Annotated in this window: 9 protein-coding genes and 3 pseudogenes; 5 read left to right on the forward strand and 7 right to left on the reverse strand. The window is 45.1% G+C overall.

Annotated features, from left to right (window positions below; all coding sequences use genetic code 11):
- Nucleotides 1-12: 12 nt before the first annotated feature.
- Complete coding sequence (locus JGK22_RS22930; protein WP_293198472.1) at nucleotides 13-492, reverse strand: rhodanese-like domain-containing protein; 480 nt, start codon at nucleotides 490-492, stop codon at nucleotides 13-15.
- 567 nt (nucleotides 493-1059) lie between these two features.
- Between JGK22_RS22930 and JGK22_RS22935 the strand changes: the two genes are divergently transcribed.
- Genes JGK22_RS22935 through JGK22_RS22945 form a run of 3 tightly spaced genes read left to right on the forward strand, consistent with a single transcriptional unit; the run spans nucleotide 1060 to nucleotide 5278 of the window.
- Nucleotides 1060-1782 (forward strand): hypothetical protein, encoded by a 723-nt coding sequence (locus JGK22_RS22935; protein WP_293198470.1) that lies wholly within the window; start codon nucleotides 1060-1062, stop codon nucleotides 1780-1782.
- Nucleotides 1783-1829: 47 nt separating this feature from the next.
- Nucleotides 1830-3809 carry an ATP-binding protein gene (locus JGK22_RS22940; protein ID WP_293198468.1) on the forward strand — a complete coding sequence of 660 codons (1980 nt, stop codon included), beginning with the start codon at nucleotides 1830-1832 and terminating at the stop codon, nucleotides 3807-3809.
- Nucleotides 3810-3811: 2 nt separating this feature from the next.
- Nucleotides 3812-5278, forward strand: coding sequence for a DUF1802 family protein (locus JGK22_RS22945; RefSeq protein WP_293313771.1), 1467 nt, complete (start codon nucleotides 3812-3814; stop codon nucleotides 5276-5278).
- 35 nt (nucleotides 5279-5313) lie between these two features.
- Here JGK22_RS22945 and JGK22_RS22950 read toward each other — a convergent pair whose 3' ends face one another.
- The 5 genes and pseudogenes from JGK22_RS22950 to JGK22_RS22975 all read right to left on the reverse strand — a co-directional run.
- Nucleotides 5314-6081 (reverse strand): Uma2 family endonuclease, encoded by a 768-nt coding sequence (locus tag JGK22_RS22950; RefSeq protein ID WP_293208526.1) that lies wholly within the window; start codon nucleotides 6079-6081, stop codon nucleotides 5314-5316.
- Between the two features lie 40 nt (nucleotides 6082-6121).
- Nucleotides 6122-6979: a Uma2 family endonuclease gene (locus JGK22_RS22955; RefSeq protein ID WP_293208524.1), complete on the reverse strand. Its 858-nt coding sequence runs from the start codon at nucleotides 6977-6979 to the stop codon at nucleotides 6122-6124.
- Nucleotides 6980-7211: 232 nt separating this feature from the next.
- A complete protein-coding gene (locus JGK22_RS22960; protein WP_293231960.1) occupies nucleotides 7212-10220 on the reverse strand; it encodes a bifunctional diguanylate cyclase/phosphodiesterase in 3009 nt (1002 codons plus the stop codon).
- 437 nt (nucleotides 10221-10657) lie between these two features.
- Nucleotides 10658-11279: pseudogene (locus JGK22_RS22965) on the reverse strand (RNA-guided endonuclease TnpB family protein); the annotation flags it as partial.
- Between the two features lie 461 nt (nucleotides 11280-11740).
- Nucleotides 11741-11935: pseudogene (locus JGK22_RS22975) on the reverse strand (hypothetical protein); the annotation flags it as partial.
- A 278-nt stretch (nucleotides 11936-12213) separates the two neighbouring features.
- On the opposite strand from JGK22_RS22975, the gene nfi reads away from it, so the two are divergent.
- Nucleotides 12214-12840, forward strand: coding sequence for a deoxyribonuclease V (nfi, locus tag JGK22_RS22980; protein WP_293313774.1), 627 nt, complete (start codon nucleotides 12214-12216; stop codon nucleotides 12838-12840).
- 862 nt (nucleotides 12841-13702) lie between these two features.
- Nucleotides 13703-13933, forward strand: a complete 231-nt coding sequence (locus JGK22_RS22985; RefSeq protein WP_293149797.1) for a KGG domain-containing protein — start codon at nucleotides 13703-13705, stop codon at nucleotides 13931-13933.
- Nucleotides 13934-14396: 463 nt separating this feature from the next.
- On the opposite strand, the pseudogene JGK22_RS22990 reads toward JGK22_RS22985, so the two are convergent.
- Nucleotides 14397-14580 (reverse strand): annotated as a pseudogene (locus JGK22_RS22990) (RNA-guided endonuclease TnpB family protein); the annotation flags it as partial.

Consider the following 14580-nt stretch of genomic DNA (forward strand, 5'->3'; position numbering starts at 1 on the left):
TTTTCTGTGAGATTATTTGTTAATTTTCTGGGCTTTGGCGTGATGTTGCAGGCGAGCGAAAACATTGTAGGCGGCGGGGCCTGGATTACCGTGTTCTAGAGCGCCGTCGATGGGGCCGTCGATGGCTTTCCAAGCTGGAATTCCGCCTTTTAGTTCGGCGACTTTTCTAAAGCCTGCTGCGCGCAGAAGATTGGCGGCTTCTGCTGTTTGTTCGTCGGTTTCGCCGTAGATGTAGATGTCGCGAACGGGTTCTAGGCTGGCTTTTGCTCGATCGACTAATTCGTCCATTGGCATTGGTACGGCGCCGGTAATGCGACTTTTATCGAAGCTTTCAAAATCGCGGGCGTCGATGATTGTCAGTCCGGGTTCGCCCCAATCTAAGCGGGCTTTGAGGTCGTGGCTGGATACTTGGGCTTTTAAACTGGGAGGGGTGGGAGTCAAATCTGGCAGTTTTTCTTTGATGTCTGCAATTTGGTCTGGAATAGTTTTCATGGGTAAAATTCTCTTCAATGCTTTGATTGCAATGTAACAAGATGTTTCGGTTGAATTCGTCTTTCTAAAGGCTGAATTGGGGATTGAACTAAAGTCGCAGTTAATCTGAATTGCTCGTGGTTGACTGTGGTTCGGAGCGCTATATTTGCTGAGGTTGCTAAGTTTTCAGTTGACAGTTGACAGTTGACAGTTGACAGTTGACAGTTGACTTCGGAGGGCGAGCTCTACCTGGAAGTCCGAGGATTGGAATAATGAATCGTCTGATTTTAATTTCTCCCGGGCTTGGGGCTTTAAACCAATTCTTTCTGGTAAGTGGGGTTGATTCCGATTGTTTTGATGGAAATGTACGATCGCTCTTATTGAGTGTAGATATTTTGAAGTGCGATCGATTGTCCAATCAGTCATTGTATCAAATACTCAGATTTTAGTCAATGCCAATTATTTTAAAATGAAGTTTGCATGGGTTGTGCGCGGTCTCGCGCGCTATTTTGCTGAGAAGTTGAGATGTTTTTTAACAAAATTTCTGGTAAGATTTGATACTAACAATAGGGATTTAAAGGTATGGATATGTCTGAGCAAAATGAAATTGCTGTGTCTAAAACTTTGACACCGGAAGAGCAAGCGGTTTGGGATGCGAAGGCGAAAGTTCGGGTATTGCTGAATTTGTGGGATTTGGGTGGCGGTCAGATTCCGGTTAAAAAGGGGGATTTGACGAAGCGGATTGTTCGCACTAATGAGACGAGTCAGAGGTATCTGGAAGTGCTCGCCCAGTTGCAGGAATCTGGGGCGATCGAGTATTCGCTGGTAAATCGGGTGACGCGGGTGGAGTTGAGCGCGAAGGGGAAAGAGGTTTTAGCGCAGGGCTTGAAAAGTCGGGATTCTCTGTTTGAGTTTGATGGTTCTCAAATCGGTACTCGGCTGGGAAATGCTCTGCTGAAGTGGATTCGGCATCAGGATGGTGCGGCGAGTGTTGCTGTGGAGACGGGGAAAAAGGATGCAGGGGCGATCGCCTCCTATGACGATTTTAAGGCTGTGGCGATCGATGTGTATGACAGCTTGAACCGGGATTATAACTTAGACGATTTAGTGCCGATTTATCGGATGCGACGGGCGATCGGGGAAAGAGTTGGGCGATCGGAGTTCAACGAGTGGCTGTTGGAAATGCAGGCTAATGATATTTTCCAGCTAATGGCAGGAGAAACGCAAGACATCACCCCAGATAAACGTGAAGACTCAATTACCATTCCTGGTGGTGCATTGCGTTACTACGCCAAGCGTTTGAATTCATAAAATTGCCCTCAATCTTTTTGTAGTTCGTTACCTCACACCCGATCGCCATGAACAATATATCAGTTTCTCCGATAGAAGCTCTCAATGCTGCCATCCAAAATCACAATCCCTTTAGCAAAGCTGGCATTGTCAAAGAGCAAGATATTTGGGGAAAAGGCTTCCCCGATATTCCGACTCTAAATGCTCACGCTTCCGATGCCATTTTTCAGGCGGTTGAAAAAGTACAGACTACTCAATCGAGCCAAGAAAAAGTGACTTCACTGGTATTGACAGCTCAACAAGGAGTGGGGAAAAGCCACATTTTGAGCCGCACTCGCCACAGACTAGAAACTAATGGAGGTGCTTTGTTCGTTTATGCCAGTGTTAATAATTACACCGACTTAAACTTGATAAAATACCAATTTCAGCAAACTTTAGCTAACAGTTTGAGCCATACAGGCAGTCAAGGTGTCATGCAATGGCAGGAAATAGCCTCAGCAATGGCAAACGAAGGTTTCAAAGCTATCAATTCTGCTACACCGAATCTTTCTCCTCAAGAACTTCTCGATCGATTTGACAGAGTGTGTGCTAGCTGGGCTACAAAAAATAAAAATTTAATGAACACCCTCACTAAGCAAGTTCTCAAAACAAAATCAAAGGCAGACCCTTATATTGTTCGAGCTGTTTTGTGGACGTTATCAGAAGCTGAAACACCTTTTGCTATCAAATGGTTATCAGGTGAAGAGTTAGATAAATCTAAAGCTGAGGAACTAGGATTGCCCGCTAATTCTGGGAAGACTAATCAGGACAGAGAAGCCGAATCTCTGAATAACATCCAGCAAATTTTGAATTTGGTGAGTTACTACAGTCCTGTAATCATTTGTTTTGATGAAATAGATGTAAATACAAGTTGTAGAGATGATGGCTTGACAACACCCCAGGTAATTGCCGATCTAGTTAAGCGTTTGTACGATACTCTCGAACACTCAGAACTCGGTCAAGGTTTGGTTGTTATCACAGTAATGATGCCGTATACGTGGACAGATACTGTTAACGTAATGTCTGGTGGCATACCCGATCGACTTTCAACATACACGCAGCGGAAACCAATCGATTTAAAATATTTGAACGGCGATTCTTTAGTCGATTTAGTCCAATTGTGGTTACAAGATTTTTATCAAATCAGGAATTTAAACCCTCATCATCCGGTCTACCCATTTGAAGAAAGTCAACTGAGAGAATATGGCAGAGGTAAGCCAACGGTACGGGAAGCTTTGACATGGTGTGCCGAGAATTTTCAAGTTTTTATACCTCCAGTACCTGAACTTCCAGAAGATCCAGTTGAGAGGTTTGAGTTGGCTTTAACCAAGGAACTTGAGGCAGACATCCGAGAGTATATGGAGGATAATTCCACAATTGCTAAGGCTATTTACTTTGGCTTTGAAACATTGAAAGGTCAGACGATTGACAAGGTAACAGTTGATGAAATTACCGCAGAGATTAAACCCAAAGCAAAAAATGCGGAGTGGATAAAATTCAAGATAATTGGTACTGAAAACGGAAGAGCTATCAAGATTGGTGTTGCGATTCTCCAATCTTCTCAATCTGAATTAGTTGCTGGATTAAAGCGCTTAATTGATTATCAAACCTTTGATTTGACGCGCGGTTGTTTAGTGCGTTCCCAATCAAAAATAGAGACGATCAAGAAGAATTCTAAAGCCTACAAGCTACTAGAAGAACTCGTCTCATTTGAAAAAGGCGGTGAGGTGGTGTATTTGATTGAAGATCAAATCAAACCATTACTCGCTGTCCGTGCTGTTTGTAAAAAATGCCGAGATTACAATTTAACAGAAGACCAAGTTTGGGATTTCATATCTCAGAAACAGCTCACTTTTGAGAATCTTTTATTGCGGGAAATTTTGAGCGATCCTTCCGGTGAAATGCCTGTCGTTGACGATGAAGATGAAAGCCTACTTTTAGAAGACATTTTCAACCCTCCCAGTAGTGATGATACAGATGATGGGGATCTAAGTGACCTATTTAGTTAACCATGAGCAAATCAATTTTGCTTCAAACAGCTCTGGCTTTACCAAATCCAGATATTGAAGCTTTAATCCAAGGACGAATGATTGCAGCTATGCCTCGGATGTTTCTGAATCCGGGGCGGACATTTGCTTTGTATCCAGCTAATCTTTCGGTTGATTTACTATCGGGCGATCGATATTATCGATCGCACTTTTTGCCCATTGCTCAAAAGGCACTTGCTCAGTTAAATTCTGATCGAGTTTCGATCAAAGCTTGGGCTAAGTGCGAACTGTGCCAAATGGTGAATGAGCCTGAATCATTAGAGGCTTTGTCGCAGTTAACAGTCTGGAAAACAGAGGCTTTACAGCAAATTCTCCAGCAGCGTCCTTTTATTTTTGTAGCTTACCTGCGGGTTTATCTGCTACCTCAGCCGCTGGAAATGCCAGTGCAATCTAGTGGCAATTTTGTATCTTTGCCAAAATCCCTAAATGTTACTGATTCAACGCCTGTGTTGAGCGAGTCTATGTTTGCCAAACGCCGTCAAAAGCTGGAAAAACTAGAGCTTCCTGAACATCCAGAATTGGAAGAGTTGCAAAGTGCATTAGTGCATTTATCCACCACCAACCCAAAAGCCAAACAACTAGATGAAGAAATCAAAATATTTCTAGGTTGGTCGGAAAATTTACCAACAACAAAACCCGATCCAGATTTAGATTGGATTAAAACGATCGCACAAATCGGCAACTCTAGCGACGGTAATGGCTTTGAAAAATTAGTCCGCAAAGGTTTTATCAAGCTAGGTTTCGGAAATTCTAACCACAAACCAGAAGCCAGTCTCGATCCCGAATCAACCGGGGGCGCTGGCGGATTAGATTTCTACTGTGAAACTCCCTATCAGGTAGTGGGAGAATGCAAAGCCACCAAAAGTGAAACTGTAGCTGATGGAACGCCCGCGCAACTTATCAAGTTAGGACACAAGCATCTTCAGGAACAATACAACTGCTGTATTAAGATAATTATGGCCGCTGGTCAGTTAAATAGACACGCTAACAAAACTGCTATCGGAAACCACATGAATGTAATTCGCCCGGAAACATTGCAAAGACTTGTTGAATTGAAAGCTAAGCAACCAGGTTCGATCGATTTATTACAGTTAAAACCTTGTTTAGAACAACAGCCGTTTGGTGAGGAAGCCGATGCTAAGGTTAATCGCTATATTGACGGTGTGCGGGAAAAGCTTAAAGTGCGATCGCACGTTCTTTCTATTCTGAAAAAATATTTAGAAACTACAGGTTCTAAAAGAGCCAGCGTTGATTCTTTGAGCGGTGCATTTTCAATGTCTAACCCACCCAAGCAGTTGTCCCGTGAAGAGTTGCACGAAATTTTAGTAGAACTTTCTTCTCCGCTGACAGGTTATGCAGGGCGAATTAAAGGAGATAGTTTGGGGCGCGATCGCTTTTATTTCCTGCGTGATTTGTTATTAGATGATTGAGGTAGAATTGAGGCTATTGCCACTATTTCAACTCTTTAAACAGTATCAGGATCTACTCCCAACTCCCGCAACTTAGCCGCCAATTTTTCAACGCGCTGACGTTCCTCTTGAAAATCTAGACGTTCCATTGCAGCTTGTTTAAGTTCCTGCAACCGCCTTTGTTCTTCTTTAATTAACCTTTCCACCAATGGCGGAGACAGTATTTCATCCACTGATAATCTCAAATTAGGAAATACTACAGATACTATGTCCTCACCCGGCAAGTAATCTACCTGTGAATAAACCTCATCACCTTCGGGAACTGCTATAACTCGCACCCGCTGTCTGTTTTCTGTCGGATCAACTATGCAATATTCCGGCACGTTAGCTTGTTCGTACTCTCCTCGTTTAAGTATATAATCTGCGCGTCGATCTTTGCCAACGACTTCTATTAATAATAAAGGCGTTTCATCAAAGTCAAGGACGGCCCCTCCGGGTCGAGCAGCAACTTGTTCTAAAAGACTTTGAGTGCAAACAACTATATCAGGGATGCGGGATGAACTTTCTTCGGTTCTGACTCCCAAATTTCTTTTGACTACTAAATCAAGATTGTTTTCAGCTAGGTGACGCTGCAATTTATAAACCAAATACTCACAAATATTTATGTGTAGAATTGTAGGCATTGCTATTGGTATTAATTGACCTCTATGCAGTTCATGTTTTACCTCGTCATCGACTTTATAAAATCGGTATTCTTCAAAGGTTAATGTGGGTGAATTATCAACTTGTTGGTCTGTCAAAACTGGCGTGATTGATTGAGACATATCTTTGTGACCTCAGCGAGTATTTATGATTAAATTAAATTTAAATGACAGTATCAGGATCTACTCCCAATTCCCGCAACCTCGCTGACAATTTGTCAGCACGTTGACATTCCTCTTGAGCGCGTTGACTCTGCTGCTGGGCGAGTTGACGCTCCTCATCAGCGCGTTGACGCTCCTCATCAGCGCGTTGACGCTCCTCATCAGCGCGTTGACGTTCGATTACGGCTTGTTGCTGTGATTCCTGTAATCGAACTCGTTCTGCCTTCACTAACTCCTCCACCAATGGTGGATTCAGTATTTCATCCACTGATAAAACCAAATCTGGAAATACTACAGATATAATTTCCTCACCCGGAAAGAAATCTGTATGCGTGTAACCATCTTCACCTTCAATAAATGCTAAGATTCTGATTTTTTGCTTCCCACATTTAGGGTCAACAATGCAATATTCTGGCACATTCGCTAATTCATACTGTGCTCGTTTAATCATGTAATCTGCCCGTCGATTTTCACTCACTACCTCTACTACTAATAGGGGTGTTTCTCCTAAGTCAAGGATGCCTGAACCAGGCTGGGCAAGTATTTGTTCCCACAAACTTTGAGTGCAGACAAGTACATCGGGAATGCAAGATGTAGCATTTTCTGTTCTCACTCCTACAGAAGTTTTTACTACTAAATCGAGATTGTGTTCAGCGAGATAACGCTGCAATTTGTAAACCAAATATTCACAGATGCTTGTATGTAATGCGCTAGCCGTTGCCATTGGTATTAGTTTGCCTTTGTACAGTTCGTATTGTACATCAGGATCTCCTTGATAAACTCTGTATTCTTCAAAGGTTAAAGTTGGAGAATTATCAACTTCTTTTTCTTCTAAAACTGGGGCGATTGATTGAGACATAGGTTTTGGTATGAGTAAGTTTGTAGGGTGCGTCAGTTCATCAGTTGACAGTTGACAGTTGACAGTTGACAGCTACCTCTTCCATCGATAGAAGAGGATTGGAGCAATGAATCATTTTGTTTGATTTCCCCCTACACGGGGAGGCTTCAGATCCAATTTTCAGGCGTGAAGTTATAGGGCGACGATCGAGCGTTTGCAGACTGACGCACCCTACTAACTATTGTAGATCGGATTACCATTTGGGCGATCGCCTCAATAAGGCCGTAGCAGCCTCACTGTTGAGAGGTCTAGAGAAAAAGTACCCCTGACCGTACTCGCAGCCGATCGCCCGCAGTTGAGCCAATTGCACGGCGGTTTCGACACCTTCTGCGACTACCTCCATCCCCAAACTGCGCGCCAGCATGACGATCGCCCGCACGATTTCCAAATTCTCGCCCGCTGCTCCGATGCGACTGACAAAAGAGCGATCGACCTTCAAAATATTAATCGGGAATTTGTGCAAATAACTCAGAGACGAATAACCAGTACCAAAATCATCAATGCACAGCCCAATCCCCAACTCCCTTAACTGCGAAAGCATCGCCGCCGCCGCTTCCCCATCTTCCATCACCACAGTCTCAGTAATCTCCAACTTCAAACAGCGAGCATCAACACCCGTTTCCTGCAATACTTGCTTGATTTGCTCGATCGACTCCGGTTCCGAAAACTGCCTCCCCGAAAGATTCACTGCTACTGTCAGCCGGGAATTTCCCACAGGCAAATTCAAACTCTGCCACTCAATAATTTGGCGGCAGCTTTCGTTCAAAACCCACAAACCCAAAGGCATAATTAACCCAGTTTCCTCCGCCATCGCAATAAATTCCATCGGGGAAACTAAACCGCGTTCCGGGTGCAGCCAGCGCACCAGCGCCTCAAATCCGATCGCCGATCCGCTTTTCAAACAAACTATCGGCTGATAATAAACAGTAAAAGGACATTCCAATTTAAGAGGAGCCAATTGTGATTTCGTGCGCTCCAACTTCCAGTCGATTTCACATACAGGCGAGTTTTCCCCCGCCGCCCCACCTGGGAAATCCACAATCGAATATGTCAAATTCAGTTCTTCAATCGACTGCCGCAAATCGTTTTCTAAGTGCATCAAAGCCACAGCCCGAGTGTGCATTGCACTCGTAAACACTTCGTAACGAGCTTTACCGAGAGCTTTTGCCCGGTACATCGCAATATCAGCATCGCGCAAAATATCTCCAGGCCACTGATATTTGTCGGTACTCATAGCAATCCCGATGCTAGCAGTAATTAAAACTTTATGACCTTCTAAATATAGCGGTCGTTCGATCGCCTTCAGAATTCCCTTTGCTTGGGCGATCGCTTCATCCACACCTTGAATTTCCTCCAGCAAAATCACAAACTCATCTCCCCCCAGACGTGCCACCGTATCTCCTGGGCGCAAACAAGTCAACAGACGGCGGCCCACAGCCACCAACAGCCGATCGCCCGTGCGGTGTCCCTGGCTGTCATTAATCACCTTAAACCTGTCCAAATCGAGAAATAGCACCGCAAATTGATAGTTCGGATGCCGTTTGACGCGTGCAAAAGCTTGGCCCAACCTGTCAGTCAACAAAGCGCGGTTGGGCAACTCCGTCAGCGCGTCGTGCAAAGCATCGTGCAACAATTGGTCTTCAGCCGCCTTGCGTTCAGTTACATCGTGACAGTTGACGACAATTCCCCGCACCGAAGGTTCCGAGAGCAAATTCGTCGCCACCGCTTCCAACACGCACCAGAAACCCTGCTTGTGTCGCACCCGGTATTCCGCCAATCCCAGCCCAACTCTCGGCATTTGGATGACACCTTTGAACACTTGATCCACCATTGGCAATTCATCGGGGTGAATCAAGTCAAAGACAGACCGGCCGAGGACTTCCGCCGTCGGGTAGCCCAAAATCCGCTCGGCGGAAGGAGAGACATAGCGGCAAAAGCCTTTGTCGTCGAGAATTACAATAATGTCTCTGGCATTTTCAATTAGCGATCGAAAACGCTTTTCGCTTTGTCGCAGTTCTTGTTCCGTGCGCTTGCGATCGGTAATGTCGGTATTCATGTAAATCAGACCGACAATTTTCCCCGTGGGGTCTTTAATCGCATCGGCCCGCAGCAGCACTTGCAAAATTTTGTCGCTTTTTGTGCGGTTGGTAATTTCACCAGACCAAGAATAACCTCTGGCGATCGTATCGAGAACCTCGCAGGCGACTGCGGGGTCAGCAAAAACTGCCGGTATACCTCCTGCGAGTTTAAATTCCTCTGCCGTTTCCCATTCAAATAGCTGAGAAAACGCTTGATTTTGATAGATGTGAGTGCCGTTGGCATCGCTGATGCCGATCGCGTCGCTCGAACTTTCCACCGCCTTGCGAGTCAGCACCAGAGCTTCTTCTGCCCGCTTGCGCTCGGTAATGTCAATCCCTACCAGACAAGCTGCATTCCCCCGATCGTACTTTTGAGCCACAATCAAATAATATCCCGCCGACTGTCCGCCCTCCGTTTTCACCTTAGCGCTGAGTTCTTTAACCGCTTCCGTAGCCTCGCAGGCAAAAAAATCCACCACAAAAGAGTAAAAATCCAAGCTAGCGCCCAGAAAACCGATATCTTGACCGACAAAGGCCGACGGCGACAAACCGTGCAGTTTAGCTAAGTGGTGGTTGACGCCCAAATAGCGCAAATCCGAGCTAATCCAAGATACTATGCCCGGAACTGCTTCCAAAATCGTTTGCAGTTGGTCGTTTGCTTGCTGCAAAGCTTCCTGCACTTCGATGCGTTCCGATAAGTCGGACTGAGTTCCGACGAAGTGAGTCAAATTACCGCTGTCGTCTCGCACGGGAGATAGCGACAATTTGTTCCAAAAAGGAGTGCCGTCTTTGCGATAATTTTTGATTGTCACCTGCAATGCTATGCCTTCGCGCAAGGCTTCGCGGATTTTAGCTACTGTAGTGCGATCGGTATCCGGGCCTTGCAAAAATCGGCAGTTGCGCCCCAAGACTTCACCGGCGCAGTAGCCTGTGATCCTTTCAAATGCTGGATTGCAATAAATTATGGGACAGTCGGGTGCCTTGGCGTCAGCAATAATAATACCGCTGGTAGTAGCAGCCAAAGCTCGATCGCGCAGCCACAGTGCTTCAGAAGCCGTATCGCGATCGGCTACGTCCCCCACTTCATCTAAATTATAAATTGACTGGTTATCCCGATTTCCCATCAGCCAAACTTTCAAGCCAACCTTTGCAATTTCCGAGTTGCTTCTTACTTTAACGTTTTTCAGGACTCACGAACGTAGATTGCATCTTTGCCTTTAACTAAGCGGGATTTCAGGTTAGTTGCTAGTTGTATTTTCTGCGCTTGCTGTGTCGGCATTTACAAAAAGCGCATCTTCAGTGCCAAGAGTGAAAAACCCTCAATTCCTCTCACCCTCTCACCCTCTCCCCCTCTCCCCGCACTCCGTCAATCAGGATGTGCAGCAACTTATTTACCAGGAGTCGCAGATTGACCAGGCTTCAACAGTTGACAGTTGACAGTTGACAGTTGACAGTTTGAGAGCGACCTCTACCTAGAAGGAAGAGGATTGGAGTAATGAATAGTTTGATTTTAATTTCTCCCGAGCAGGGAGAGGCTTTCAACCAATTCTTTCTGGTAATATTAATCAAGGGTAGAGCCTCGTTGCTCCCCATTACTGTCGGAAACTGACCGTTCCATTTTTCGATCGCTTGAGTAGTGCAAAATTTCGGGAGTTGAAATACCCGCACGCTTATCGAAGCGATTATAGTGCAGGCTTCTAACATCGCGGGGGAATGCCGAGCGAACTGACTTACGTCCTTTCGTTGGTCTTACTTCCCCTCCGCTCTTCAGAAACGGCTGTTCCATCCGTTTGTAGCATTCTGATACCTTCTGCTCTAATATTTGTTGCTGCATTACCATCGCGATTGTGACGAGTGCCGCAATTGGGACAAGTCCACTCTCTAATATCAAGTGGCAACTTATCAATTTGGTAATAACAGCTAGAGCAAAGTTTAGAACTGGGGAACCATCGGTCAATTTCTACTAACTTCCCACCTTTTTTCTCTAGCTTGTAAGCTAAGAAATTAGTAAAAGTTCCCCATCCAGCATCAGATATTGCTTTAGCTAAATTGTGGTTGCGTACCATGCCTTTGACATTAAGATTTTCTACTACGACAACTTGGTTTTCGTTGACGAGTTTTCTTGATAACTGATGCAAAAAATCTTGACGGGATTTAGCTACCCGAGCGTACACTTTAGCTACAGTAGACCTCTTGCAAAAATCCTTTTAACCAAATTTTGGGACGGGCTAGAAGCCCATCCCACAAGAAAAAAGATTTTTGTGGGATGGGCTTCTAGCCCGTCTTGCAAGAGGTCTAATCTTTTTAGCTTTGTTTCTTGATTTACTTCCTTTCTGTTTTTTTGCTAGCTTTTGTTGCTTGCTTGCGTTTGAGATTTTTTTCATGCTTGGCTAAGTGCTTAGGATTACTGTATATAGCGGGGGACTTCCCGGCGAGGTATAGCGGATCTAGCTCTCATATTCGCGGACGTTGTTGGGAAGAAGGCCCTATACGTCTGGGTGGTTATATAAGCTGTCAATTATACCTCATCTTTTTGAGAAAGGCTATAGTTAAAGTTTGTCGCTGCAACCGTTGAGCTTCTGCTTGCTATGAGAGCCCGGTTAATTTGGGCTTGAGCATCTTGGGTTGCTTTTTTAACTGTGAACTACCTACACGCTTCCTGGCGGTAAGCGTGTAGGCTTCCCAATTCAATGGGGATTGCCTCAACTTTCATAGATTTTTTACGTCCTGAAGATTTTCGTCTTACATCCCCTCCAAGGGCATTCGCGCTAGTTCCTAACGCCAGAATTCGCAAACCTTCATTTCTAATATTTATTGCAGCATTAATATCTCTATCATACTGAACTGCTTTTCGTCCTTCCTCCGACTTCCATCGGACTTCTGTCAACAGTCAACTGTCAACAGTCAACAGTCAACAGTCAACAGTCAACTCTTCCTTCCTCCTTCAAAATCTGCTAGAGAAGGGGCATTGGTGGGACTTACCCAACCCAAAGCGAGTATAAAAAAAGACTCCTTGGGCAAGTTTTGAATTTATAGCGACAAATGTTAAAAATTAGAATTTGAAAATGGCAGAAAATAAGCTAAGGTTAGATGAGAACGGTTGAAAAAAGATATCTAATGTTGCAGCAACACCCTTGGCCGAAGACAATTGAAGAGGCGATCGTCATTCAAGATGTTCTCCGGTCAGAGGTAATTACCGAAAATCTACGGTCGCCAGTTCGGTACGTCGCAGGCGTAGATGTCGGCTACGACAGTGCAGAAGGCGTATCGCGGGCCGCTGTAACAGTTTTGAGCTTTCCAGACTTGCAATTACAGCAGCAGTCTGTGGTTCGCAGTCCTACAGCTTTTCCTTACGTTCCCGGTTTCCTGTCTTTTCGAGAAGTGCCGGCAGTCCTCGACGCTTTACAAAATATCAGTTTGAGACCAGACTTGATATTATGCGACGGTCAAGGACTAGCTCACCCCCGCAGGTTCGGTCTGGCGTGCCATTTGGGAGTTTTGACAGGAATTGCGACGATCGGAGTTGCCAAAACTAGATTTATCGGAGAACATTCAGAAGTAGGGTTCGAGCGGGGCTGTTGGCAGCCTTTGCTGCACGAGGGATCAACGGTAGGCGCAGCGTTAAGGACGCAAACAGGGATAAAACCGATTTATGTATCGATCGGTCATAAGGTAAACTTGATAAGTGCGATCGAGTACGTCCTGCACTGCGCCCCGAGGTATCGCTTGCCAGAAACAACTTGATCGGCAGACCAACTAACATCGGGATAACTGGCAGGCCCGGAAGGCATCAAAAAAATAAAAAGTCAAAAGACAAAAAAGCATCCCTCTTTGGACTTTGAATTTTTGAAGTGTGGCCCTTAAGTCGAAAAATGTTCTGAGTGTATCGCCAATCAGCTTTCGGTTCCATCCTTCCAGCGAACTAAAGAGTCAGGAACTCAGGGAATCAACGCCACGCTCGCTTGTAAGAAATTACAAGCTGTTCTGACCAGACCCCTCGATCGCGAGGAGACGTTATTCAGGTCACGACACCGGAAAATGATCCGCCAGTTTTGGGCTCTGTCATCTGCAATTAAACAGTTTTAAAGTCACGCTTTACAGTGTTGCAGGTCTAACAAGCCTTTATAACCAGGTCGAGGCGAACATTACTCCAGAAATGGGGATTCGGAGACAACCATATCTCCCCAGGGGTGGCAACCATACCCCCCCTAACCCCGAAAGGGGATTCAAGGCGATTGAAATCGCCGAGCCGTTTCCCTCTCAGGACTAAAGTCACGCTCGTTTCCCACTTACTTACCGAGTTTTTTTTATGACTATACCTGAGAAAGAGGTATAAAAGTTGGGGGATTTGTAGAATGATTGAAAGACAGTAATCAGCTTAAACATTGGCGGCTTGAACTAAACTACCCGGGCGTGAACTATGTTTAGTTCACATTTGTAAATTATGAAACAGTCATCCTGCGACTTAAACTCAAAGTTTACATTCGTCAGATGATGTTTCATAATTTACCGTCTAACCTCTCACCGCTAGCTGGGAGTCCCAACTACGGTGGGAGGTGAGGCGGGATCGATCGAAAAAATCAGCAAAAAAAACAAGGAGACAGTCATGGCTGAGAAAAGCAAACGTGGATTCGCATCTATGGACGCAGAAAAACAGCGTGCAATTGCTAGCAAAGGCGGAAAAGCTGCACACGCGAAAGGAACTGCACACGAATTTACTTCGGAAGAAGCCAGAGAAGCCGGTCAAAAAGGTGGCGAAGCTGTCAGCAGAAATCGGGAACACATGGCTCAAATTGGTCGCGAAGGCGGCCGGAAAAGCCGCAAAAGCGAAGCTTAAGTGAGTCTGTGACTATTTAACACAGTGACTGAAATATCGTCACTGTGCGATTCTTAAGAAGTTATGAAGCTATCTTGAGCGTCAACAAGTTTGCGGGCTAGACAAGGCAAGCAAACACCAGTCTGTCTCTCAATAAAAGCCAATCCGATCGCAAAAAGCCCCGAAATCGGGGCTTTTTTGTTTGTGAGACGAATTATTTGGTTAACTCATATAGCTGGCGATCGCACTTTTTGACCTCAGAAACCCCGTTTTTTTGCAGATTTCTCGTTCCCAAACCCAAAACTCTTAGAAACCCGGTTTCTTTGTAGATTTCTCGTTACCAAACCCAAAACTCCCACAAACCTGGTTTCTTGGCCCAAGCACGCGAGCCCGGAAACCGCCCGCAGTCTGGATATAAATTAAGTAAGATTTTGATATATTTCAGGAAACTTTGACACTCCCCGGTCTGAAGACGCGGGGATTCTTAAGGACAAACTTTGGAGGATGAATCCGCCCAAAGTTTAATTCTTAAAGGGTTAGTCAGTAACCCGCTACCCACTCGCTCAATAATTGAGTCTATGGCTACTTTTGATTTCCTAATGATGTTTGCCGCACCGTTAACATCTGCATTCAGAATTGATTTCTGAGCAGAACGGTATAAACCTCGT

The organism is Microcoleus sp. PH2017_08_TRC_O_A (assembly GCF_020738665.1).
GTDB lineage: Bacteria > Cyanobacteriota > Cyanobacteriia > Cyanobacteriales > Microcoleaceae > Microcoleus.

Coding starts and splice junctions, on each gene's coding strand:
- JGK22_RS22930 (WP_293198472.1), bottom strand. CDS start 492: ATGAAAACTATTCCAGACCAAATTGCAGACATCAAAGAAAAACTGCCA.
- JGK22_RS22935 (WP_293198470.1), top strand. CDS start 1,060: ATGTCTGAGCAAAATGAAATTGCTGTGTCTAAAACTTTGACACCGGAA.
- JGK22_RS22940 (WP_293198468.1), top strand. CDS start 1,830: ATGAACAATATATCAGTTTCTCCGATAGAAGCTCTCAATGCTGCCATC.
- JGK22_RS22945 (WP_293313771.1), top strand. CDS start 3,812: ATGAGCAAATCAATTTTGCTTCAAACAGCTCTGGCTTTACCAAATCCA.
- JGK22_RS22950 (WP_293208526.1), bottom strand. CDS start 6,081: ATGTCTCAATCAATCACGCCAGTTTTGACAGACCAACAAGTTGATAAT.
- JGK22_RS22955 (WP_293208524.1), bottom strand. CDS start 6,979: ATGTCTCAATCAATCGCCCCAGTTTTAGAAGAAAAAGAAGTTGATAAT.
- JGK22_RS22960 (WP_293231960.1), bottom strand. CDS start 10,220: ATGGGAAATCGGGATAACCAGTCAATTTATAATTTAGATGAAGTGGGG.
- nfi (WP_293313774.1), top strand. CDS start 12,214: ATGTTGCAGCAACACCCTTGGCCGAAGACAATTGAAGAGGCGATCGTC.
- JGK22_RS22985 (WP_293149797.1), top strand. CDS start 13,703: ATGGCTGAGAAAAGCAAACGTGGATTCGCATCTATGGACGCAGAAAAA.